Origin of the sequence: Marinobacter goseongensis (assembly GCF_023156235.1) — a bacterium.
Taxonomy (GTDB): Bacteria; Pseudomonadota; Gammaproteobacteria; order Pseudomonadales; family Oleiphilaceae; genus Marinobacter; species Marinobacter goseongensis.
Map to the genome: position 1 here is coordinate 1 of NZ_JAKZAI010000026.1, position 23,390 is coordinate 23,390.

The window sequence follows — 23,390 nt, forward strand, 5'->3', positions numbered from 1 at the left end:
GTTGCTCAATCAAGGTGGCGTATTCTACATCGTTCCGCCGCCTTGTCAACCGTTTATCTGAAGAATTTCAAAACTCGCTTTCTTCAATACTTTCAAACAGTTGACCCTCGAATCTGGAGCCGCCTAATCGGCCTGCCCCTCGAAGGAGATGCGCATTCTACAGACCTGCCCGAAGGTGTCAACGACCATTTCCGAAAATCGTTAAATTCGCCCGAGATCGGTCACGCAGTGACCAATACTCGGGCAATTTTCTTCTTTCCGGCCTGAATGACGCAGTCATCACCCTCAACAAAGGCGCGCTCGCCCTCGAACTGCTGACCATCCACAAATACAGCACCGCGGCCGAGCACATCCCGGGCGGCAGCACCATTCTTGACCAGACCGGCCAGGCGAAGCACAGCCGCCATGGGAATCCCCGGCTGACCCTCAAGGGATACTTCCACCACCGGCACGTTTTCAGGAATCTCACCAAGGGCAACACGATTGCCGGCAGACTTGTGCGCAGACTTCGCCGCGTCGGCATCGTGGAAGCGCGTGATGATTTCCTCGGCCAGCAGTTTCTTGAAGTCCTGGGGATTGGCCCCCGCCTCCACCTGCTGACGGAACTCGCTGACTTCTTCAAGAGGACGGAAGCTTAGCAACTCGAAGTAGCGCCACAACAATTGATCCGGCATGGACAGCAGCTTGGTGTACATCTCGCCGGGAGCATCGTTTACCCCCACGTAATTACCCAGCGACTTGGACATCTTCTGGACACCGTCCAGACCCTCCAGGATAGGCATGGTAAGGATTGCCTGCGGCGCCTGACCGTAATGCTTCTGCAGAATCCGACCCATCAACAGATTGAACTTCTGGTCAGTACCCCCGAGCTCCACATCTGCCTCCAACGCAACAGAGTCGTAACCTTGCACCAGCGGATAAAGGAACTCGTGAATCGCAATGGATTGTTCTGCCCGGTAACGCTTGGTGAAATCATCCCGCTCCAGCATTCGCGCCACCGTGTACTGACCGGCCAGGCGAATCATATCGGCGGCGGTCATTTTGCTCATCCACTCGGAATTGAAAACCACCCGGGTCTTGGCGGGATCCAGAATCTTGAAGACCTGCTCTTTATAGCTGACCGCGTTATCGGCGACCTGCTGCTCGGTCAGCGGGGGACGAGTTGCGCTCTTGCCGGTGGGATCACCAATCATTCCGGTGAAGTCACCAATAAGGAAGATGACCTCGTGACCCAGATCCTGAAATTGCCGCAGCTTGTTGATAAGAACCGTGTGCCCGAGGTGAAGATCCGGCGCCGTGGGATCGAAACCGGCCTTGATCCGGAGGGGACGCCCTTCCTCCAACTTTGCCACCAGGTCGTCTTCCGGAATCAACTCGTCAACGCCACGCTTGATTATGGCCAACGCCTCATCGATAGATGCCATGAACTACTCGTCCCTAGGTTTATCTAAAAAGATTCTGACAGTTACAGACTTCAACAAAAGAAATCTGTGAGTTACCTGAAGCCTTGATACATTAGAGGCGCTCAGTTTTTGTACAATGCCGAGCATCAAGGGCGACGTATTATAGCAATGACGTCACCAGAAATCCGGCGGGTGACGCGGCAACTGTAATGTTTCACGCTGTCACGCACGCTTTTTATACGGTAATCTGTTGGACTATACTTGAACAACAGCTTTAATTAGGTAGTTCAACCTACCGGAATGCCGATTAAAACGGGTATCACACGTGCTGAAAACGCTTCCCAAAACACATATCACCATCGCCGCTGCTGCGACCGTGGTTGTGACCGCCGCCATTCTCATGAGCCCGAGCTCCGAGGTCGAGGCCAAGCGGATGTCCTATTCCCTGGATCTGAATGGCAATGGCGTCCAGCAAGCCTCGCCCAGAGACACCCGCGCGCCCGCAGAGCCCGACGCCGGCGTTGCGAACGCTAACGACGAGCACTCGCCGGTCGCTGCGCAAAATGAAACTGCCAGTGTTGATGTAGCCGAGGACACCACGCCGGCTCTGCAATGGCAGGAGCACAAGATCAAGTCCGGGAATACCTTGTCATCCCTGTTCCGGGATGCCGGATTCGATGACGGCATCATGCTCAAGGTCATTCATGGCAAGGGCGAAGCGAACAAGCTTCAGCGCCTGTATGCGGGCGAGACCATTGCCTTCGCCACCGATAGTGAGGGCAACCTGCAAGCCATCGAGCTCAAGCGCAGCCTGCTCGAAAGCCTGAAAATCGCCAGAACAGAGAACGGCTTCGAGGGTGAAACCGTCGTCAGAGAGCCGGAAGCGCGCCCGGCCTTTGCCACCGCCATCATTGACGGCTCTCTTTATGTGGCCGCTCGCGAGGCCGGCATGAGCGATCGATTGGCCATGGAACTGGCAGGCATTTTCGGTTGGGACATCGACTTCGTTTACGACGTTCGCAAGGGTGACCAGTTCGAAGTTATTTACGAAGAGCTTTACCTCGATGGGGAGATGTTCGACACCGGACGCATTCTGTCTGCCCGTTTTGTAAACCGGGGCAAAGAAAACATTGCGCTGCTGTACACCGACAGCAATGGTGACAGCGACTATTTCGCGCCAGATGGCGGCAGTATGCGCAAGGCTTTCCTGCGCACCCCCATCAATGCGCGAGTGTCATCACCGTTCAACAAGCAGCGTCGGCACCCGGTTCTGGATGTGGTTCGCCCCCATGAAGGCACCGACTACGCGGCACCTCCGGGCACACCGATCAAGGCTGCCGGTCACGGGCGCGTTCATTTTGCCGGGTGGAAAGGCGGCTATGGCCGCACCGTCATCCTTTCCCATGGTGACAACATCACTACGCTCTATGCGCACATGAGCCGGCTCGGCAAAGGGATCAAGAATGGCACACGGGTGAAACAGGGTGAAACCATCGGCTACGTAGGTTCATCCGGCATGGTCACCGGGCCGCACCTGCACTATGAGTTCCACGTGAACGGCGTGGCGCGCAATTCGCGGACCGTGGATTTGCCGGACGCGACGCCCGTGCCGAAATCCGAAATCGTCCGTTTTCGCCAGTTTGCTGAACAGCAGGTTGCCCAGTTCGAGGTCTATCGCGACGGCACCCAGCAACTCGCTCTCGCCCGCGAAGACTGACTTCATGGCAATGTGGCTTGGACTGATGTCGGGCACCAGCATGGATGGCATTGATGCCGTGCTGGTGTCCTTCTCCGACAACCGCACCCGGATTCACGCCACTCACAGCACCCCCTATCCCGACGCCCTGCGCCAACGCCTGATTCAGTTGTCCCAGAATCATGGCACGCCCGACGATATCGGGGAACTGGACCACAACGTCGGCGACCTGTTCGCCCAGACCGCCCGTAAAGCCATCGAAAAAGCCGGCGTAGCGTCAACCGACGTGGTGGCGATTGGCAGCCACGGCCAGACCATTCGTCATCAGCCCCTCGGCACCGCACCCTTCTCGATGCAGATTGGCGACCCCAACCTGATCGCTGAACGCACGGGCATTACCACGGTGGCAGATTTTCGCCGTCGTGACATGGCGGCAGGTGGGCAGGGCGCGCCACTGGTGCCTGCATTCCACAGGGCCTTCTTTGGCTCGGACACGGAAGACCGCTGCATTCTGAATCTCGGCGGTATCGCCAACATCAGCTGGCTGCCCGGAAACTCCCATGACCGCGTCATCGGCTTCGACACCGGCCCGGCCAACGCGCTGATGGATGCCTGGTGCCAACTGCACACAGGGCGACCTTTCGATGACGATGGTCATTGGGCGCAGGAGGGTATCGTTCACCAGGAACTGTTGGGGGACATGCTGTCGGACGGTTATTTCTCCCGCCCCGCACCGAAAAGCACCGGCAAGGAAAAATTCAATCTGGAGTGGGCCAAAACTCTGGCGCACCGCCATCCTGAGGTCTCCGCAGAGGATGTTCAGCGGACGTTGCTGGAGCTGACCGTGGTGTCCATTGCCCGTCAGCTGCCGCAATCACCGGAGATGACGATCTTTGCCTGCGGCGGGGGCACGCGAAACAGCTTCCTGATGCGAGAACTGCGGCGAACTTGCAGCCCGCTGACACTGTCATCAACAGCAGATCTGGGTCTCGATCCGCAATGGGTCGAACCGGTCGCCTTTGCCTGGCTGGCGAAACAGACGCTGGAAAGGCGCTCCGGCAACCTGCCTGAGGTTACCGGTGCATCCGGGGAGCGGATTCTGGGTGCGGTCTATTTCCGTTGATCAGATGGAGAACGAACTGCCGCAGCCACAGGTGGAGCTGGCGTTCGGATTTTTCACCACGAACTGGGAACCCTGAAGCCCTTCGGTGTATTCGACCGTCGCTCCCACCAGGTATTGATAACTCATCGGATCAACCAGAAGTGTGACACCCTCTTTTTCGATGGCGGTGTCTTCTTCATCCTGGCTGTCATCGAAGGAAAAACCGTACTGGAACCCGGAACAGCCGCCGCCAGTCACAAAAACACGCAGCTTGAGATCAGAATTGCCCTCTTCCTCAATCAATTCACGCACTTTCGTTACCGCGCTGTCGCTTAGGAACAGCGGTATGGCCATCTGCTGCTGAACTACACTCAAGTCCGCCTCCGGGTTAATACAGGTGTTATGCCAACGATTATGGTATTCCTGACTAAAACAATCAACTATTCCGCACCGGTGACCGGGTCGGTCTCTTCCGCCGCCACGGAATCGCGCATTGACGGTTCCTTTCGGGTGTCCTTGGTCAACAGCCCGACGGGTTCACGTTGGTGAACCAGATTACCGTTAACCGAGGCGCCCATCGCCATTTCGATCAGGTTGTAATATACGTTTCCGTTGATGGAGGCTTTCTCCGCCAGCTCCAGATGGGCAGAGGCATAGACATCACCGTGCACGGTGCCATTGATGATCACGTGGGGCGCAACTATGTCGCCGGCAATCTCACCCACCTCAGACACACGCAGCACCGCATCGCTGCCCTCTTCCGCAACCACCTTGCCCCGAACCCGGCCATCGACATGAAGGCCACCGGAAAAGTGCACATCCCCCTCAACAGTAGTGCGTGAGGAAACCAGGGTGTCAAAGTGCCCGGTGGGGCGGCGCGGCTTCTGCTTTTTCTTTCCGAGCATGTCAGTTCTCCGTTAGGTCTTTCCAATCAAACGTACGTTCCGCCTGGGCCGATTTCTGCCCCTGCGACTTGGCCACGATCTGCACTTCCTCGGGCGTAAAATCCGAAGGCACTGTCAGCAGGCCCTCGATGTCCTGAAAGTAGCGGAAGCGGAAATTCACACCGAGATCGTCGATATCGTCCGAGAGGTCCCGCAGCGCGATCACCTCTTTCTCATCATTGCGAGTGCCGATCACATTGACCGCAACAACACCCGATACATAGCTCTTGTTGTTGCCAACCTGCGTCAGCACCAATTTGAAATTATAACCATCCCCCTGGCGATCCTGCTGGAGTGAAAGCCGGTCCACCTGCAGCCCCTTGCTGGTTTCAGAGGGCGCCATGATGTTCTTGTAGAACGTCAGATCTGCCTTTAACGAGGCGATCTGCGTTTCCAGATTCACAATGGATCGCCGGGCCTGGTTCAATGCCTGCTGATCAATGGTGCGCCCGCGGTCGAGATTGGTAAGCTGCTGAGAGGCAGTGCGGTATTTATCCCGCAGCTCGTCGACCTGCTGCTCCAACTGGTCCCGCGAGTCCTCTACCGATGAAAAGCGGAATCCCCCCTGGGCCAGACCTGTGGCATAACCACCCACCGCTGCAGCCACTGAGAATGCCAGCAGGATCAGCGAACGCCTGAGCCGATAGCCCGGGCGGTGGCGGATAACAACATATTCTTCCGCTGGTTTTTTCTGTGCACTCACCGGAAGATCCTATGGCAGCAGAGCGGGCGCGTTCAGCCCGAGAGTTTCGTCCAGACCAAACATGATGTTCATGTTCTGCACCGCTTGCCCTGCAGCCCCCTTCACCAGATTGTCGATGACGGAGGAAATAATCACCACATTGCTGTTTTCCTGGCGGTGCAGCGCCATACGACAGTGGTTCGCCCCGCGCACGCTCCGTGTTTCCGGGTGACTGCCAAAGGGCATGACATCCACAAACGGCTCGTCGCGGAAGCGATCCTCATACAATCCCTGCAGCCGGTCAAAATCCGCCGGGTTGCGCAGCTCAGCGTAAAGCGTTGCCTCAATACCGCGAATCATCGGAATCAGATGGGGCACAAAGGTAATGCCCACGGGTCCACCTGCTGCCTGAGTCAGGCCCTGGCGAATTTCAGGAAGATGCCGATGACCGGAAGCACCATAGGCCTTGAAGCTCTCGCCAATCTCTCCGTGCAGCATGCCAATCTTGCCCTGACGGCCGGCGCCGCTAGCACCGGATTTGGCATCGGCAATCAGGCGCAATGGGTCCACCAGGTCCTTTTCCAGCAGGGGCAGGAACCCCAGCTGAACGGCGGTCGGATAACACCCGGGGTTTGCCACCAGTTGCGCCGTGCGCACCTGATCACGCACCACTTCCGGCAAACCGTAGACCGCGTCGGCGGCCCAGTCCGGGCTTTCGTGCGCCATACCGTACCAGTCCGCCCAGACATCCAGATCCCGCAGACGGAAGTCAGCGGACAGATCCACCACCCGGGTGCCCGCCGCCATCAGCTCAGGAATCATGCGCATGGCAACGCCATGGGGCGTGGCAAAAAACACCAGGTCACAGGCCGCCAGCGTGTCGGCATCCGGCTCAGAGAATGCCAGATCGTAGTGACCGCGGAGGTTCGGATACATCTCCGCAACCGGCATGCCTGCCTCGGAGCGGGATGTAATGCAGCTCACTTTCACCTCGGGGTGAACCGCCAGAATTCTGAGTAGCTCCACACCGGTGTAGCCGGTTCCGCCCACTATGCCTACTTTTATCACCTGTCACTCCCGCTGGCATCGGTTTGTGTAAAATCGAGTCAAGTCTGACCTGCTAGTCTAACATGATAAACCAAGGACTTATTGCAGCCGGGCAGGCGAGCATTACAATAACACCCGATCCATCCACTACCGGAACTCCGGCGCCCATGCGCAACCTCTGGCACCAGATCACAGAGAACCTGATTCCCGTCTTCCGTCGCAGGCTCTCCGGCGTGGACGCCCTGCCCCAGCTGGCCGTGCTGGGATTGCTGTCCGGACTGATCACCGGCGGCGTCATCCTGGTTTTTCGCCTGGCCATCGAGTGGCCCCTCGAGTATTTTCTGCCCGGCGATGGCTCCGAGTCGTTCGAGCAATTGGACATCCTCACCCGCGGCCTGCTGCCATTGGCCGGCGCGCTTACCCTCGGCCTGTTTCTGCACCGGCTAGCGACCCACGACCGCAAGGTAGGGATTGTCCACGTTATGGAACGCCTTAACTATCACCAGGGCTATATTTCGGTTCGCAGCGCCGTCGTGCAATTCGCCACCGGCGTGGCTACGGTGGTGACCGGACAATCGGCCGGCCGTGAAGGACCGGCTGTGCACCTGGGCGCGGCGTTCTCCAGCCTGATGGGGCAATGGATGAGGTTACCCAACAACAGCATCCGCACACTGGTGGCCTGTGGTTGTGCGGCGGCCATTTCCGCATCCTTCAATACCCCTATCTCCGGCGTGATTTTTGCCATGGAAGTGGTGATGATGGAATACACCATTGCCGGTTTCACCCCGATCATTCTTGCTGCCGTGAGCGCGGCCATCGTTACGCAGGCCATGTATGGGGCGGAGCCGGCCTTCAGCGTACCAGCACTGACCATGAACTCACTGGTCGAGATTCCCTGGATTCTGGCCATTGCAGTCATCATCGGCGTCGCTGCCGCCATCTTCATTCAGCTGGTGGATACCATGGGCCGCTATCACCACCGCCCGGTTCTGTTGCGAATTGCGGTGTGCGGATTGCTGATGGTGCCGTTTGCCATTGTGGTGCCGGAAGTCATGGGCATCGGCTACGACACCGTAGATATGGCCATTAACGGTCACCTGGCGTTCTGGTTATTGCTGGGCGCCGGTATTGCCAAGCTCATCATCACAGCTTTAACCATCGGTCTGGGCATGCCCAGCGGCGTAATCGGTCCGACCATCTTCATGGGCGCGACCCTGGGCGGTGCCATGGGGCTGATTGGCGCACAGATTGCGCCAGACACGGCTTCCTCCGTGGGCTTTTATGCCATGCTCGGCATGGGTGCTATGATGGGCGCGGTGTTGCAAGCGCCCCTCGCCGCGCTGATGGCCCTGATGGAGCTGACACGAAACCCGAACATCATGCTGCCGGGCATGCTGATCATTACCACCGCCAGCCTGGTCACCAGCGAAGTGTTCGGCAAGAAGTCACTGTTTCTGACGATCCTGAAAAGCCAGGGCCTGAGCTACCAGAACTCCCCCATCATCCAGGCACTGCGGCGGGTATCCGTGGGTGCCATTATGGATCGGAGTATTCTGCGCACCGAGCGCCATCTGAGCATCAACGAAGCACGAAAAATCCTCAAGTCCGAACCCAAGTGGCTGGTCGTCGAGGGCAGCAGTGGGCCGACCGCACTGATGCCGGCGGTTGATCTCGCCCGCTACCTTGAGGATGCCGACCCGTCAGCCACCAGGGAAGACGCCGAGCTACAGGAACAGCTTGATTTGATGGATATTCCAGCCAACCGGCGGGACATTGCAGCGGTGCAGTACCAGGCCACGCTGGAGGAAGCATTGGACGAATTTGACAAGACCAACGTAGAAGCGCTTTATGTGCAGCGCCACGTCGCTCCGATGATTCAGCGGGTGTACGGCATCGTGCTGAAATCCGACATCGAGAGCTATTACCATTACCGACGGAGTTAAACCATGCTTTGGGTCAAAGCCCTCCACCTCATCTCCATGGTGTGCTGGTTCGCGGGCATTTTTTACCTGCCAAGGCTGTTTGTGTACCACGCCGCCTGCGAGGACGCGCCCGGCCGCGAACGCTTCAAAATCATGGAACGCAAACTGTACCGGGGCATTACCACGCCCTCGATGGTTGCCACCGTCATTTTTGGCGTCTGGCTGATCAGCTATAACGCCAGTGGTTATTTCAGCCAGGGCTGGATGCACGCCAAGCTGCTGTTGATTGCCATACTGATCGCCTACCATTTTTATTGCGGCCATCTTGTCCGGGTGTTCCGGGATGACCAAAACACCCGCAGCCACGTATTCTACCGCTGGTTCAACGAACTCCCTGTACTGATTCTTGTTGCCGTGGTGATTCTGGCCACGGTCAAGCCGTTTTAGATCACCAAACCGTTCCGAGGAGCTGTACCATCAAACGTCATTCCCGCCCCCAGGTATTGATCCTGTCAGGCCTTGACCCCTCGGGGGGTGCTGGCATACAGGCAGACATTCAGGCCGTCACAGCGATTGGTTGCCACCCGCTGCCGGTCATTACCTGCCTGACCGTACAGGACACCCGCAATGTTTATGGCGCGGAGGCGGTCGATGCTGAGCTGATTCGCCGGCAATTGGCGTGCGTCGCGGCTGACGCACCGATTCACGCCATAAAAACCGGCGCTCTGGGCAACGCCGCGGTGGTCGACGTGCTGGTCGAGTTTCTTGAACAGCACCCAAATATTCCACTGATCACCGACCCGGTCATCAAAGCAGCCGGTGGCGGGGACCTGGCCGATGACGCACTCATCGGTGCCATGAAGGATCGTTTGTTTGGTCTGGCCGAAATGATTACCCCGAACGGCATCGAACTGGCTCTGCTGGGAGGCAGTGAAAACGCGGCGGAGGCAGCCAATCATCTGATGGCCGCTGGCTGCCGTTCGGTACTGGCGACCGGGGGCCATGGAGAAGGCCCACAGATCGTCAACACCCTGTTCAACGCCACCGGCGACCCCATACACTGGCACATCGAACGGGTCGGCGGTGAATACCATGGCACCGGCTGCACGCTGGCCGCAGCGATTGCCGCGGGCCGGGCAGCCGCGCTGTCTCCCCGGGCCGCCATCTCCCAGGCACAGAATTTCGTGAATCGCGCGATACTCTATGCGCTGGAAGTTGGCAAAGGCCAACCCGTGCCGGATCGCGGCATTCCCTGGGAGCGCTGACAACGCCATGCCATCCGTTTTTGACAAGGGCCTCAATCCGGGGCTGTACGCCATTACCGACAGCAACCTGCTACCGGATGACCGGTTACGACCCGCCATTGAGGCGGCGCTGCGCGGGGGCGCGGTGCTGGTGCAGTACCGGGACAAACACAGCTCTGATACCGTGCGTCTGAACCAGGCTCTGGACCTGGCGGCTATCTGCCGTAACGCCGGGGTGCCGCTGATTATCAATGACGACCCGGCACTGGCAAAACGGGTCGCTGCCGGCGGCGTGCATCTGGGCCAGAGCGACCAGGCGCTGAGTCACGCACGCCAACAACTGGGCGAGGCGGCCATCATCGGGGCTACCTGCCACAGTGATCTGGCATTGGCCAAAGCCGCGGTAAACGACAGCGCCGATTATCTTGCTTTCGGGCGCTTTCATGGCTCCACCACCAAGCCCGATGCGCCGGCGGCCGACCGTGCCATTCTCGCGCAGGCGCGCTACCTGCAACGCCCGACCACGGCAATCGGTGGCATTACCATCCATAATGGTGCCGCCCTGATCAAAGCCGGCGCGGACCTGCTGGCGGTGGTCGGCGGCCTGTTCGGCGGTAACCCCGAGCAAACCGAACAGCGAGCCCGTGAATTTACCCGCCTGTTTACAGCCCATCACCCGCTGTTCCGGGCGCCTACTGTTACCAACGCTACGACGACACGCAATCAGGAGTCCTGACACCATGAACCACTCTGAAACGCTCTTTGCAGAGGCACAGAAATACATTCCCGGCGGAGTGAACTCGCCGGTGCGGGCCTTCCGTGGCGTTGGCGGCACTCCGGTTTTCTTCAAGCATGCCGAGGGCGCCTACCTGTATGACGAGGATGACCGCCGCTACATCGATTACATCGGCTCCTGGGGGCCGATGATCCTGGGTCATTCCAATCAGGTGATCAAGGACGCGCTCCACGCCCAGGTGGATCTGGGCATCGGCTACGGTGCCCCCACCGCCATCGAGACTGAGATGGCCAAAAAGGTGTGTGAACTGGTGCCCTCGATCGAGCTGGTGCGCATGGTGAACTCCGGTACCGAAGCCACCATGAGCGCCATTCGCCTGGCCCGCGGCTATACGGGCCGCGACAAGATCGTCAAATTCGAGGGGTGCTACCACGGCCACGTGGACTCGCTGCTGGTCAAAGCCGGCTCGGGCGCGCTGACCCTCGGCGTGCCCAACTCCCCGGGCATCCCTGCCAGCCTGGCCGAGCACACCCTGACGCTGAATTACAATGACATCGACCATGTACGGGAGACTTTTGCCGCCCGGGGCGATGAAATTGCGGCCATCATTGTCGAGCCGGTGGCCGGCAACATGAACTGTATTCCGCCGGTACCGGGATTCCTTGAGGCACTGCGTGAGGTGTGTGATGAACACGGCACGGTTCTGATCTTTGACGAGGTAATGACCGGATTCCGTATTTCCCTCGGCGGTGCCCAGGGCTTCTACGGCGTCAAACCGGATCTGACGGCACTGGGCAAAGTGATCGGCGGCGGTCTGCCGGTCGGAGCCTTCGGCGGAAAGCGCGAAATCATGGAGCACATAGCGCCATTGGGCCCGGTCTATCAGGCCGGCACACTGAGTGGCAACCCGCTGGCGATGTGCGCCGGCCTGGCCACGCTGAACGCCATTTCCGAACCCGGCTTCCACGATCGGCTGACGGAAAAAACCAATGCGGTCCGCGACGGGCTGAAGGCCGCCGCCGACGAGGCGGGTATCCCTCTGGCCGTGCAAAGTGCCGGGGCGATGTTCGGGTTCTTCTTTACCGACGCCGACACGGTTACCCGTTTCGACCAGGTTATGGCCTGCGATGTTGAGCGCTTCAAGAAGTTTTTCCAGGGCATGCTCAAGGAAGGTATCTACCTGGCACCGTCGGCGTTCGAGGCGGGCTTCACCAGCGCCGCTCTGACCGCTGACGACATCGAGTTCACCACGAACGCCGCCAGACGAGTCATGAAAACGCTCTGACGCTAACGGTCGGGAGGGAGTGCTGTCGCTGTTATGACAGGGTTCCACTCCCTCCAATTACAGCGCCACTGGCCGGTCAGAACAAGCCCTCAATCCCCACCATCGCCATCTGCCGCCGATGATCGTAACGCTCGAGAGTGCTCTGGTTGTCCCGGAACATCCACTCACCGCGCAGTGACCAGGCCGCGCTCAGGGCGAATTCCGTCAACAGGGTACCCTGCGTACGCTGATCAATCCGTCGCTCGACGTCCAGAACGCCGGCCTCGTCGAACAACCGGTGGGGGTCGGCGTAACGGCTGTAACGATAATTGCCGGCCACGCCCAAATGCCAGCGCTGCGAGACTTTGTAACGCAGCGCCACTTCCGCCATGTGACGCTGGGACGACACACTGACAAACTGATCCCCTGCGGTCAGGTCGTCGCGGCTGTTGAGTTCACCGCGATACTGCAGATCCACACGCCAGTCTGCGTAATCCTTCCGCGCCTTCAACCGCGCCTGATACCACTCACCGTCGTAGGCTCCAAAACCATCGCCGCCTTCCACCACACCGGAAGACACAGTGGCCTGGCAGCGGGCCGAAGGGCCAGCAAAAGGGCACGGATTCAGCAGATAGGAGACATCCAGCCGGTAGGTTCGCTCCAGCTCGTCGGCATCGAACCAGGACTGACTCACGCCGGCGGTGATTTCGGCACGGCCGGGGCCGAGCTCCCGAAGCCAACCGACACCGACCTGGAGAAGATCGGTGTTAAATTCCGACTCGGAGGGGTACTGGCGGGAGTAGGCGGCGCCCTCGAGACGCACCAGCGAATGGTCAAACTGATACACATCCGCCGACCCGGCCGCCAGCAGCTCGCCAAAGCCCCCCTCGCGGCCTGAGCTTCCGGCCTCGGGTACACCGGCGATGTTGTTGTCGTAGCCACCGGACAGCGAAATGTAACCCATGCGGGGAATCTGGGATAAGGCAGACGATGCGACCGCTTCTGCTGGCTGCAGCTGCGCCTCTGCCAACGCCCGGATTTTCGGTGGTGAGGACCGGCTGGCCGCGCGGGCAAACCACACGTCAGCGGTTTCTGCATCCCCCGCGGCCCGAGCCACCAGGCCGAGGTTGTACTGCGCCAGTGCGTTGTTCTCGGTCTCAAGCAGCATCGCGAAGGTATTTGCGGCAAGGCGGTACTCGCCCAACCGGTAATAGACAACACCCAGGTTATAGACCAGGGACGGGCTTTCCAGCCCGGCGGCACGGGCTTCTTCAAATGCGGCCCGGGCAGATTCAAGATCACCGCTCTGGTAGTGCCCGATGCCTTCAGCCAGGCGCTCCCTCGGAGTGCTGGACGCCGCCGCCGGAATAGAAATGATCGCTATCAGCAAGAAGCCAGACAGGGTAGGTAGCCAAACTGCAGCCCGCAAACGGAACTCTCCAGCGTCTCGGAAGAAAACTCATCGGCGCCTTGAGCAAGTGCTCAAAACCACCAACGCTATTCAGGGAGAGTATAACAGCGACAAACAAGAAAAAAGCGTGCGACACAAAGGTACACATCTTCTCCAGTTCGCTTGTTCGGGAGGGGCCGCTAATCCGGCAAGGAATCAGAGTTCCAGTTTGTTGTCGGGGTCAAGTTTGTCGCCAACGTCATCCAGCAATTGCTCCGTGTCATTCAGCAGATCATGCTTGCCGGGCAGATCGGTCAGTCCATTCCGGCCGGGCAAAGAATCCAGCAGACCATCGCGACCGGGCCTCTCGGAGTCGATAATCTCGCGAGCCTCGCTGGCCCGCTCTGACGCCGATTCACCAATTTCCTGACCACGTTCCATGGCATCCAGCGCTGTGTCGAGATCCGGCCTCTCGGGACGACCCTGCCCGGGCATTCCGGAAGCACCCTGGCGAATCTCCTGCCCCCGGATCATCGGCTCCGGCAGCTCAATCTCACGCACCACCGAATTGGTGAGTTCCTCATCGTCGACAACCATTCTCATGGTGACATCAAGGTCATCCAGGTTGTCGAAAGACTGCGCCATTGCTGGCGACACAAAAAGTGCAACCATGCACATCAGTGCCGGCCTGAACCACTGCCTGCTGTGCTTCGTCATGATGCTGGCTCCATTTTCTCTGTCTCGGCCTGACCTGGTATTACTGCCCTGAAGGTTTTCTGCCGCTGGCCATCGTCAATGTGTGCAACCAGATCGCCCGCGCCCGGGAACAGCACCCTGAGCGGCAGGGCCAGAACGTTCTCACCCTGTTCCAGATCGACCTGCCAGCTCAGCTGATGTCGTCCGGGAAAGCTTGCCAGCTCAACATTGGCCGGGAGCTCAAGCGTCAGTGTGACGTCCTGAAGCGGTTTGCCCGAGCTGAACGCGAGACGCACAGTCTGGACCACCGGCTCATAGACCGTGGATTCGGGCGTAGCCTGCCCCGGGGTCGCCGTGGTGGTGGCCATGTCCACGCGCGGCGGCTCGTCGCCCGGCTTCAGGCCCACCCCAAGGGCAATACCCAGCGCCAACGCCGCAGCGATCGCTCCACCCACAATCGGAGTACTCCAGCCACCGCGCATGGAATCACCCGAGCGCGCAGCGGCCATAATCCGGGTCTCGAAATCCGGCGATGGATCCGGAATGGATAACCGGTCCGCCAGCGCGGACTGCAACTCTCGTTCATCCGCCAGAATCGCCGCACAGTGAACGCACTCTGCCGCATGCTGCTCAACAATCGCAGCCTGTTCGGCAGACAATTCATTCATTATCAGGGGAGCAATCCGATCCCGGCATTCACGACACGACATATCCATCACCTCATTCTTTCACACGTCCGATGCCCGAGAAAGGTTCCAGTTCCTTTTGCAATTTTTCACGAAGTGCCGCACGGCATCGATGCAACCGGGATTTCACGGTGCCCAGCGGAATGTCGAGGATTTCCGCAATGTCTTCCTGGCGCCACCCATCCACGTCATGGAGCATGATCAGGGTGCGCTGATCCGGATCCAGCGCTGCCATGACCTTGTCCAGCGCCGGCCCCAGCCGGCCAGCCTCCAGGTGAGCTTCCGGGCCAATGTCGTCCGAGGCGAAGCTTTCGAGGTAGGAGGACTGCTGCTCGGCCTCAACCATCTCACTCAGTGGCCGATCAGACTGCCGCCCTTTACGACGCACCTGGTCGATGAAATGACGGTACAACACCCGGTTCAGCCAGGGCCGCAGTTGCTCAATGGCCTCCAGCTCGTCGAGACGAGGGTAAAGTTTCACGATGACGTCCTGAACCAGATCCTCCGCGTCCTGCTGCTGGCCAGCCAGACGAAAGGCAAAACGGTACAGCGCCTGCAGATGCGGCTGGACCAGCTTTTCAAATCGCTTGGACCGTGACGGCCGAAAAGGAAGTAATGCCAAACCGGTGTTCGCCTGTTCTTATGTTACTTTCGAGTAGATGGCTGGAAACGGCCCGCCAGTCTACCTCAGTTGAGGGTGACGTGATATGGGGCGCCCCCGGGCCACCTGAGCATTTATTGCCGAATCATTAGGCAACGTTCACAAAACTGCAGGAACCCGATAACCGCAGCCAGCGTTTTGTAGAGGACATAGAGAGCAAAGACGCCGCTCTGCACCGATAACCAAACCCTTTTTGGAGGCTTTTATGAATAGCACGCTCAAAATGTTCGCCGTTTCTGCCCTCACCGCAGGCATCGCCGGCTGTGGCGGCGGTGGTTCGGGCTCAAGCGATTCCACCGGTACCGTGTCCTTCGGCATCACCGACGCGCCGGCCACAGATCTCAGCAATGTGACCGTTGCATTTACCGAGATCCGCCTCAAACCGACAGACGGTGACTGGATTTCGTTCCCACTGGAGGGGTTCGAAACCGTCAATATGCTGGACCTGCAGGGCGGCGTCAGTGAGCCGCTGATTACCGACCAGGAGGTGCCTGCGGGTGAGTATTCCCAGGTTCGATTGATCGTTGATACTGAAAACTCGTTCGTAAAGCGCTCTGACACAGGGGATACTGAATTTTCTCTTGCCGTCCCGTCCGGTGAGCAAAGCGGCCTGAAACTGCAAGGGGACTTTATTGTCGCCGCCGACACCTCCACCAGCTTCACCATTGATTTCGACGTGCGCAAAGCCGTGGTCGACCCCCAGGGCAACGCGCTCGCCGACTTCATGCTGAGACCGGCGCTGCGACTGGTCAACAATCTCGAGGTCGGGTCCATCGCCGGCTCGGTAGATGAGTCAACCATTATCCAGGTTCGGTGCTCAGTCAATGATCCGGCTTACGATGGCATGGTCTACGTCTATCAGGGCAGCGACGCCACCATCGGCGATCTTGGCAGCGAGAACGAGCCGCTGCTGACCGCACCGGTAGCCTTTGATGGGGAAGTGTCGGAGTACAACTACACTGCGGCCTTCCTGATGGAAGGCGAGTACACCGTCAGCTACACCTGCGACCCCGATGACAACGAGGCGGCACAGGAGCTCACGTTCCTTGGAACGCGGAACGTCACCGTGACGGCTGAGTCGCAAACCACGGTAGACTTCGTGGCCGAGTAACATCAGTCGGACAAAAAACCCCGCAACTGCGGGGTTTTTTGTGTCTGCTGAACGGAAAACACATCACTACAGTGCGTTAGCCCGTTGCTCGGCCTGATTGGCACCCGCCACGTTCCCGCGCTCGCGCCGAATATCCGCCAGCAACATCCAGCCAGACCGCTGCAACCTTGCATCGCTCCCGGCCAGTGACAACCCTTTGAGCGTGAATTGCTCCGCCGAGCCCAACTGTCCGGCGGCAACGTAGGCTTCGGAGAGTTTGAAATACACCTCCGCCGATCTCGGAGCGATGCGCTGAGCCCGCTCCAACTGCGCAATAGCGGCCGGCGCATTGCCTTGAGCCAGGAGGCTGTCGGCTTGCTGGATGAGGCTCTTGGCCGCCGGTGACAGCTGGTCTCCGGCTTCCTGATAGCTCGGAGAACCGGTGCGGCGCTCCTGTTCGGGTTCTGCTGCCGATTCAGACGGCTGCTCACTCTTGCGCTCCGTGCGCGTGGGTGCCGCCTCCCGTTCGCTCCGCGGTGGTTCCGGCGCGTCTTCCACATCCCGTGACGAGCCACCGGCGGGCACGTAGATGGAGCCGCCGGGCGAGGCACAGCCGCCGATGATGAGTGCCAGTGCCAGCGCGCTGCTGTATTTCAGTGTTACTGCCTTCATTGGAAAAGTCCTTCAAACCAGCCGCGGATCCGCCGCTGCAGATTACCCGCACAGGTCACCTCCTGAGCGGGCTCACTGCCTGCCATAAACGGAACCAGGCGTGCATTGTCACAGTGCTCGTCAGTCAGAGCCTGTCGTTGCGCATTGACCCAGTGATACGTCACGCCGTCGGGCACCACCGGTGAAAATCCGTGTTGGGGCACCTGCTCCATGAACCGAGCCCACACCGGCAGCGCACCGGTTGAGCCTGTCAGTGTGGTGGGGCCGTTATCGTCCCGACCGATCCAGGTCACGGCCAGCAGATCGCCACTGAAGCCAGCAAACCAGGCATCTCGCCCGTCGTCCGTGGTGCCGGTTTTGCCGGCGAGTGACAGTTGCTGGGGCACGGAACGGTAAGCCGCTCGCCCGGTCCCCTCCTGCATGGTTTCCTGCATGGCGTATTGCACCAGGTGAACCGCTGCCGGATCCGCCACCTGGTCCACCTCCAGGCTGTAGCGCGACAGCGCCTCACCACTGGCATCGGTGACCTGGCGAATGGTTCGCAACGGGGTATTGAAACCGGATGTGGCCAGCCCCTGATAGATCTGCGCCACGGTGACCGGCGTCATCGACACCGAGCCCAGCAGCATGGAAGGATACCGGGAAATCGGACTGGTCACACCAAACGCCTGCAGGGTTTCCTGCACGGCATCCACGCCCACATCGAGACCGACCCTCACCGCCGGCAGATTATAGGACCGGGACAGTGCCTGATGCAGCGGCACTTCGCCCCGCTCCTTTTTGTCGAAGTTTTTCGGCTCCCAGCGCCGGTCGTCGTCAAACACCAGGGCAAACCCCTTGTCCTCCACCGGAGAAATCAGCGTGTAGCGCTCTGGATCCTGCAGTGCGGTCAGGTAGATAAAAGGTTTGATCAGCGAGCCGATCGGCCGGCGCGCATCCAGCGCCCGGTTGAAACCGGCAAACTGGGGGTCTCGACCGCCCACCAGTGCCAGCACCTCGCCACTGTCACGCGCGGTCACCACCATGGCGGACTCGAGCGTGGTGTCCCGGGAGCCGGAATCCATCCGCGACAGCGTGTCAGTGACGGCAAACTCCGCCGCGTACTGAATCCCCGGATGGAGAGTAGTGAAGATCCGCAACCCCTCGCTCCGAAGGTCCTCCTCCTTGTAGTCCCGTGACAGATGGCGGCGGACCAGATCGATATAGGCAGGATAGCGGTTCTCGGAGTATGAGGGCCGCTCACTGACACCCAGCGGCCGGGCACGGGCCTTACTGGCTTCGGCGGCGCTGACGATGCCGTCGTCGGCCATCACGTCGATGACCAGGTTACGACGGGCCAGAGCACGCTCCGGATGCCGGCGCGGATTGTAGTAACTGGGCCCCTTCACCATGGCCACCAGTAGCGCCACCTGGTGCAGGTCAAGGTCGCGGATCGATTCGCCGAAGTAGAACTGACTTGCCAGGCCAAAACCGTGAATGCTGCGGGTGCCGGCCTGACCGAGATACACCTCGTTGAGGTAGGTTTCGAGGATGTCGTCCTTCTCGTAGTGCAGCTCCAGCAACACCGACATCAACGCTTCGTTGCCTTTGCGGATCAGGGCCTGCTCACGGGTCAGGAAAAAGTTCTTCACCAGCTGCTGGGTCAGCGTGCTACCGCCCTGCACCACCCGGCCCGCCTGCAGGTTGACCAGCAGTGCACGGCCAATGGACAGCGGTGCCACACCGTAATGCTCATAGAATCCGCGGTCCTCAATGGTCAGCAACGCGTCGGTCAGCAGGTCCGGCACATCCTCCAACTGAACCAGTACCCGATCCTCCTTGTGAGCCGGGTAAATGCCGCCGATCTGGGCGGGCTCAAGACGCACGATCGGCGCGTTATCACCCTCCACCACTCGAAACTCCTGAACCCGGTCGCTGTAGATGGTCAGTGCCAGCCGGCGCCGGGGCTCCAGCCCATCGGCGAACAGAAAACCGCGGGAACTGATCAGAAAACGACCGCCACTGCGACTGTAGGTGCCCGGTCTGACGCCATCGCCCTTGCGGAAGCCGGACAGCTCCAGCTCTCTCTGCAGACTGCCGGAGCTGACACTGGCGCCGTCATACAGTTCAAGCGGGCGGGCATAAACCCGCGACGGTACCTCAAAGCGACGCCCCTCAAAGCGTGAGGTCACTACCGCATCGAGATACACCATCCAGCCGGCAAGCAGGACCAGACCGATCAGCGAGACGCGCCAGAACAGACGCCAGAACCAGGGTCGCCGGGCGGAACGGCCTTTACCGGTTTTTTTCTTGACGGACTTTTTGGGGGGAGATGTTTTTTTCATGGCGCGAGTATAACGAAAGCGGCACGGCTGGAGGCAGGTCATCTGTGTGTTATTTCTGTAATCTGCCCGTTATGATAGGCGCAAGAAAAATCAACAAGTTCAGGGAATGCGAGGAGAGAGCAGTGAGCGACACCGATACCCACAACCTGATTCTGGCGTTACAGAATCCGGCGCTGTACGACCACCCGGTCACCGATTTTCAGGTTCTTGAGACCCACATCTCTCAGGTGATCCTCACCGGCGACTACGCCTATAAGATCAAGAAGCCCATGGATTTCGGGTTTCTCAATTTCTCCACCCTGGCTCGCCGCAAGCATTTCTGCGAGGAGGAACTGCGTCTGAACTCCCGCCTGGCCGCGGACCTGTATCTGGATGTGGTGCCAATCACCGGCACCGCCGACGAGCCGATAATCGGTGGCGAAGGTGAGCCGTTTGAATACGCCATCCGCATGCGCCAGTTCGACCAGAGCGAGCTGTTCGACGTACGCCAGGAGAACGGGTCCCTCAGCGCCGACCTGCTCGCCAGCCTGGCCAGACAGGCGGCGGGTTTTCATGACACGCTGTCGCCGGTGGCCGATGACAAACCACTGGGCACTCCTGAGGCCGTGTTTGCCGCCATGCAGGAGAACTTTGACCAGATTCGCCCGCTGCTGGACGATCAGGAATTGCTGTCACAGCTGGACAACCTCGAGGCCTGGACCCGCACCACTTTCGAACGCCAGCAGGATCTCATCGCCCAGCGCCGCCAGCAGGGCTTCGTGCGTGAGTGCCACGGCGACCTCCACCTGGCCAACATCACGGTGTTCGAGGGCAAAGTCACGGTGTTCGATTGCATCGAATTCAACGAGCCGTTCCGCTGGATCGATGTAATCAACGATCTCGCATTTCTGTTGATGGACCTCGAGTCACGCCGCGAACCGTTGCTGGCCAACCTGGTCCTCAACACCTACCTGGAGCATCGCGGGGATTTCGACGCGCTGCCGTTGCTGCCATTGTACAAGGCCTACCGCGCCATGGTGCGCGCCAAGATTGCGTTATTCACCCTCGGCAACCCATCACTGTCCGACGCCGAAAGAGCCGGCCTGCTGCAGCGATATCAGGACTACGCCCAACTGGCGGAGAGCTACAGCGCCATCCCGAACCCTTACCTGCTGGCGACCACGGGCTTGTCCGCCAGCGGTAAAACCTGCGTCAGCGCCGCCATGTCTGCGGAACTGGGGCTGATTCGTCTGCGTTCGGACGTTGAACGCAAGCGGCTGTTCGGCTTGGGACCGCTGGACCAAAGCAAATCCCCCACCGGCGCCAACCTGTACACTGAGGAAGCCACCCGGGAAACCTATCAACGCCTTGCCACCGTGGCCGCGGATCTGCTGCATGCAGGCCTTCCGGTAATTGTGGATGCCGCCTCCCTCAAGCAGCGGGAACGGGCGCTGCTGGCCGAGGTGGCCGAGAACCAGGGCCTGCCCTTCGCCCTGATTCACTGCGAAGCACCCGAGCAGCTGCGCCGGGAATGGATCCGCAACCGCTCCGGAGACGCCTCAGAAGCCACCGAGGCGTTGCTGGATGAACAGCAGGGCTGGTTCGAGCCGCTGACCACGGAAGAGAAAACCCACACCATTCACCTGCATACTGACCAGGAACACGTAGCGGAGGCGGTAGCCGACCGGATCCGTCAGCACTTCGGGCTGCCGTCGGCCTGAATCGTCTACACTGTTAGCACCCGGCCCGTGGGTCGGGTGCCCGTCAGCGGATACCGGCACAAGCCAGCAGAGGTCAGCACCATGGACACAGACGCAGTACGCCCGATCAACGACCCACTCTACGACAAGCTCAGAAGTGAAAACATGGAGGCGTTTAACACCGCCAAGGCGACCCAGCCGGCGCTGCCAAGCTTCGCCCATGGCGATTTCCGCGGTCTCGACCTGCGCGGGATGGACGCCCACGGCATGGACCTGAGACATGCCTATTTCCGGGGAGCCGACCTGCGCGGCATTGATTTCAGCCAGTGCGAAATGGAAGGCGCCAGCATCGCCGGAGCCAAGATTTCCGGCTGCTTCTTCCCCCGTGCACTGCACGCGGACGAAATCGTGATGTCCCTGAACCACGGCACCCGCATGCGCTACACCACCGGCAAATGACCGATCAACGGCACTGGACACACATCGGGCGGGCGGAAGACCTGAACACCGGTGCCATCGAGTTCGCGCTGACAGCGGACACGGCCGCGGCCGGTACTTCGCCGCAGAGGGGCTTTGCACTTCGTCATGACGGCGAGATGAGGGCCTATGTCAATCAGTGCCCCCACCTGGGCATTGAGCTGAACTGGATGCCGGGGCGCTTCATGGACTCTGACGGCTGCTTCATCCAGTGCGCAACCCACGGCGCCCTGTTTCTGCCGAAGAGCGGCGAGTGCATTGCCGGGCCCTGCCAGGGGGACGCGCTGACGCCGCTGGAGGTGGTGGAACGGCCCGACGGCATTTACATCAGGCCTCCAGAATAACCGGCACCGGGCCCACGAGAGACAGGCCGCCGGAGGGTCCGCCCGCATCACCCAGCTCTGCACGGTAAGCGAGCACTTCCACACCGGCTGCCGCCGCTTCCCTGAGCAACGCCCCATAGGCCGCGTCGATGTGATCCGCCGGCCGCACCGACGTGATACCGCTGTGATTCACCACAAACAGCAGCACACCGCGTTCGCCCACCGCCACCTGGGCCATCAGCTCACGCAGATGTTTTTGTCCACGGGTGGTCACTGCATCGGGGAAAAACCCTGCGCCGGCCTCACACAGGGTGACATTTTTCACCTCCACCCAGGCGTCGGCAAGAGACGGATGCTCTGACAGATGCAGATCAATCCGGCTTCTCTCGGAGCCGTAACGCACCTCCGTGCGAACCTTGCCATATCCGGCCAGTTCCGCGACCGCACCTGCCTCAATGCCATGGCGTGCCTGGGCATTGGGTCGGCCTGTGTTGATGCATGCCAGTTCGCCCGGCGCAGTTTCCACCAGTTCCCAGGTGTAACGGAGCTTGCGCTTGGGATTATCGCTTTCACTCAGCCAGACCCGCGCATCCGCGGGCTGGCAACCCAGCATGGAACCGGTGTTCGGACAGTGGGCAATTACCTCGCTGCCGTCCGGCAGCCGCACATCGGCCAGAAACCGCTTGTAGCGCCGGATCAGCCGGCCTTCAATCAATGGCAGGGGGAACTTCATGGTGGTCTCCGTGTGAAAGTCTGATCACAAGGCTGGCACCCCTGTGACTTATCTGCTATTTTCCGCAAATTCCTGTTTCAGGACGAATGCTTTATCCAGGGTCAAACCGCGCAGCGAAGGCTGGTGCGGAGGGAAGCAAAGCGTTCTTGTGAAGTACAATCAAGAGGCCGGGTCAATGGCAAACACTGCACAACAGCCACGCGAACGTTTTACCAACTTCACCCCCTACGAAATGAAGAAGGGTGAAGAGTATATGAGTGCTGACATGCTGGAGCACTTCAAGAATCTGCTGCTGCAATGGAAGCAGGAGTTGATGGAAGAAGTCGACCGCACCATGCACCATATGCAGGAAGATGCCGCAAATTACGCGGATCCCAGCGACCGTGCAACCCAGGAAGAGGAATTCAGCCTGGAGCTGCGCACCCGCGACCGCGAGCGCAAACTGATCAAGAAAATCGACAAGACCATTGATCGTATCGACAAGGACGATTATGGCTTTTGCGACCAGTGCGGTGTGGAAATCGGCATCCGCCGTCTCGAGGCGCGCCCGACGGCCACCTTGTGCATCGACTGTAAAACCCTGGCGGAAATCCGCGAACGCCAGACCGGCATCTGAGCC

25 protein-coding genes are annotated in these 23,390 nt (G+C 59.8%); 13 read left to right on the forward strand and 12 right to left on the reverse strand.

The annotated features are described in order from the left end of the window. Positions 1–267 (forward strand): hypothetical protein (locus tag MLC70_RS16450; protein WP_248185418.1); only part of this gene is annotated, 267 nt, incomplete at its 5' end. On the opposite strand, the gene tyrS is transcribed toward MLC70_RS16450, so the two are convergent. After that, positions 222–1,424 (reverse strand): tyrosine--tRNA ligase, encoded by a 1,203-nt coding sequence (gene tyrS, locus MLC70_RS16455; protein ID WP_248185419.1) that lies wholly within the window; start codon positions 1,422–1,424, stop codon positions 222–224. The genes MLC70_RS16450 and tyrS overlap by 46 nt on opposite strands. Positions 1,425–1,728: 304 nt before the next feature. On the opposite strand from tyrS, the gene MLC70_RS16460 reads away from it, so the two are divergent. Continuing rightward, positions 1,729–3,120, forward strand: coding sequence for an OapA family protein (locus MLC70_RS16460; protein ID WP_248185420.1), 1,392 nt, complete (start codon positions 1,729–1,731; stop codon positions 3,118–3,120). A gap of 4 nt (positions 3,121–3,124) precedes the next feature. Next, complete coding sequence (locus MLC70_RS16465) at positions 3,125–4,222, forward strand: anhydro-N-acetylmuramic acid kinase (RefSeq protein ID WP_248185421.1); 1,098 nt, start codon at positions 3,125–3,127, stop codon at positions 4,220–4,222. Here MLC70_RS16465 and erpA read toward each other — a convergent pair whose 3' ends face one another. The 4 genes from erpA to argC form a co-directional block, all read right to left on the reverse strand. Next, the gene (gene erpA, locus MLC70_RS16470; RefSeq protein ID WP_248185444.1) at positions 4,223–4,555 is read right to left on the reverse strand and encodes an iron-sulfur cluster insertion protein ErpA; all 333 of its coding nucleotides are present in this window, start codon (positions 4,553–4,555) and stop codon (positions 4,223–4,225) included. Positions 4,556–4,641: 86 nt separating this feature from the next. Next, positions 4,642–5,106: a bactofilin family protein gene (locus tag MLC70_RS16475; RefSeq protein ID WP_248185422.1), complete on the reverse strand. Its 465-nt coding sequence runs from the start codon at positions 5,104–5,106 to the stop codon at positions 4,642–4,644. Position 5,107: 1 nt separating this feature from the next. Beyond that, positions 5,108–5,848, reverse strand: a complete 741-nt coding sequence (locus MLC70_RS16480; protein ID WP_248185423.1) for a DUF6776 family protein — start codon at positions 5,846–5,848, stop codon at positions 5,108–5,110. A gap of 9 nt (positions 5,849–5,857) precedes the next feature. Further along, on the reverse strand, positions 5,858–6,895 hold the full coding sequence (gene argC / locus MLC70_RS16485) for an N-acetyl-gamma-glutamyl-phosphate reductase (RefSeq protein WP_248185424.1): 1,038 nt from the start codon (positions 6,893–6,895) through the stop codon (positions 5,858–5,860). A gap of 146 nt (positions 6,896–7,041) precedes the next feature. On the opposite strand from argC, the gene MLC70_RS16490 reads away from it, so the two are divergent. Genes MLC70_RS16490 through hemL form a run of 5 tightly spaced genes read left to right on the forward strand, consistent with a single transcriptional unit; the run spans position 7,042 to position 12,061 of the window. Next, entirely contained in the window at positions 7,042–8,817 is a 1,776-nt protein-coding gene (locus tag MLC70_RS16490) for a chloride channel protein (protein WP_248185425.1), read from the forward strand. A gap of 3 nt (positions 8,818–8,820) precedes the next feature. Then, the gene (hemJ, locus tag MLC70_RS16495; protein WP_248185426.1) at positions 8,821–9,243 is read left to right on the forward strand and encodes a protoporphyrinogen oxidase HemJ; all 423 of its coding nucleotides are present in this window, start codon (positions 8,821–8,823) and stop codon (positions 9,241–9,243) included. Between the two features lie 59 nt (positions 9,244–9,302). Further along, positions 9,303–10,061 carry a bifunctional hydroxymethylpyrimidine kinase/phosphomethylpyrimidine kinase gene (gene thiD, locus MLC70_RS16500; RefSeq protein WP_248185445.1) on the forward strand — a complete coding sequence of 253 codons (759 nt, stop codon included), beginning with the start codon at positions 9,303–9,305 and terminating at the stop codon, positions 10,059–10,061. Between the two features lie 7 nt (positions 10,062–10,068). Beyond that, entirely contained in the window at positions 10,069–10,776 is a 708-nt protein-coding gene (thiE, locus tag MLC70_RS16505; protein ID WP_248185427.1) for a thiamine phosphate synthase, read from the forward strand. Positions 10,777–10,780: 4 nt separating this feature from the next. After that, a complete protein-coding gene (gene hemL / locus MLC70_RS16510) occupies positions 10,781–12,061 on the forward strand; it encodes a glutamate-1-semialdehyde 2,1-aminomutase (RefSeq protein ID WP_248185428.1) in 1,281 nt (426 codons plus the stop codon). Positions 12,062–12,137: 76 nt separating this feature from the next. Here hemL and MLC70_RS16515 read toward each other — a convergent pair whose 3' ends face one another. The 4 genes from MLC70_RS16515 to MLC70_RS16530 form a co-directional block, all read right to left on the reverse strand. Continuing rightward, the gene (locus MLC70_RS16515) at positions 12,138–13,469 is read right to left on the reverse strand and encodes a tetratricopeptide repeat protein (protein ID WP_248185429.1); all 1,332 of its coding nucleotides are present in this window, start codon (positions 13,467–13,469) and stop codon (positions 12,138–12,140) included. Positions 13,470–13,646: 177 nt separating this feature from the next. Next, on the reverse strand, positions 13,647–14,147 hold the full coding sequence (locus MLC70_RS16520) for a hypothetical protein (protein ID WP_248185430.1): 501 nt from the start codon (positions 14,145–14,147) through the stop codon (positions 13,647–13,649). Next, entirely contained in the window at positions 14,144–14,842 is a 699-nt protein-coding gene (locus tag MLC70_RS16525) for an anti-sigma factor family protein (protein ID WP_282448513.1), read from the reverse strand. Before MLC70_RS16525 ends, MLC70_RS16520 begins: the two co-directional genes overlap by 4 nt. Before the next feature lie 4 nt (positions 14,843–14,846). Then, positions 14,847–15,434: an RNA polymerase sigma factor gene (locus tag MLC70_RS16530; RefSeq protein WP_248185432.1), complete on the reverse strand. Its 588-nt coding sequence runs from the start codon at positions 15,432–15,434 to the stop codon at positions 14,847–14,849. Between the two features lie 244 nt (positions 15,435–15,678). On the opposite strand from MLC70_RS16530, the gene MLC70_RS16535 reads away from it, so the two are divergent. Continuing rightward, positions 15,679–16,584 carry a DUF4382 domain-containing protein gene (locus MLC70_RS16535; protein ID WP_248185433.1) on the forward strand — a complete coding sequence of 302 codons (906 nt, stop codon included), beginning with the start codon at positions 15,679–15,681 and terminating at the stop codon, positions 16,582–16,584. A gap of 66 nt (positions 16,585–16,650) precedes the next feature. Here MLC70_RS16535 and MLC70_RS16540 read toward each other — a convergent pair whose 3' ends face one another. Next, complete coding sequence (locus MLC70_RS16540; protein ID WP_248185434.1) at positions 16,651–17,235, reverse strand: tetratricopeptide repeat protein; 585 nt, start codon at positions 17,233–17,235, stop codon at positions 16,651–16,653. Beyond that, the gene (gene mrcB / locus MLC70_RS16545) at positions 17,232–19,559 is read right to left on the reverse strand and encodes a penicillin-binding protein 1B (RefSeq protein ID WP_248185435.1); all 2,328 of its coding nucleotides are present in this window, start codon (positions 19,557–19,559) and stop codon (positions 17,232–17,234) included. The genes MLC70_RS16540 and mrcB overlap by 4 nt, the downstream gene beginning before the upstream one ends. A gap of 71 nt (positions 19,560–19,630) precedes the next feature. On the opposite strand from mrcB, the gene MLC70_RS16550 reads away from it, so the two are divergent. The 3 genes from MLC70_RS16550 to MLC70_RS16560 all read left to right on the forward strand — a co-directional run bounded on the left by MLC70_RS16550 (position 19,631) and on the right by MLC70_RS16560 (position 22,059). Continuing rightward, positions 19,631–21,259 (forward strand): bifunctional aminoglycoside phosphotransferase/ATP-binding protein, encoded by a 1,629-nt coding sequence (locus MLC70_RS16550; RefSeq protein ID WP_282448514.1) that lies wholly within the window; start codon positions 19,631–19,633, stop codon positions 21,257–21,259. A gap of 81 nt (positions 21,260–21,340) precedes the next feature. After that, complete coding sequence (locus tag MLC70_RS16555; protein WP_248185437.1) at positions 21,341–21,697, forward strand: pentapeptide repeat-containing protein; 357 nt, start codon at positions 21,341–21,343, stop codon at positions 21,695–21,697. After that, entirely contained in the window at positions 21,694–22,059 is a 366-nt protein-coding gene (locus MLC70_RS16560) for a Rieske (2Fe-2S) protein (RefSeq protein WP_248185438.1), read from the forward strand. The genes MLC70_RS16555 and MLC70_RS16560 overlap by 4 nt, the downstream gene beginning before the upstream one ends. On the opposite strand, the gene sfsA is transcribed toward MLC70_RS16560, so the two are convergent. After that, positions 22,043–22,771 carry a DNA/RNA nuclease SfsA gene (gene sfsA, locus MLC70_RS16565; protein ID WP_248185439.1) on the reverse strand — a complete coding sequence of 243 codons (729 nt, stop codon included), beginning with the start codon at positions 22,769–22,771 and terminating at the stop codon, positions 22,043–22,045. The two genes, MLC70_RS16560 and sfsA, sit on opposite strands and share 17 nt — an antisense overlap. Positions 22,772–22,946: 175 nt before the next feature. Between sfsA and dksA the strand changes: the two genes are divergently transcribed. Further along, positions 22,947–23,387 carry an RNA polymerase-binding protein DksA gene (gene dksA / locus MLC70_RS16570; protein WP_248185440.1) on the forward strand — a complete coding sequence of 147 codons (441 nt, stop codon included), beginning with the start codon at positions 22,947–22,949 and terminating at the stop codon, positions 23,385–23,387. Positions 23,388–23,390: the final 3 nt, after the last annotated feature.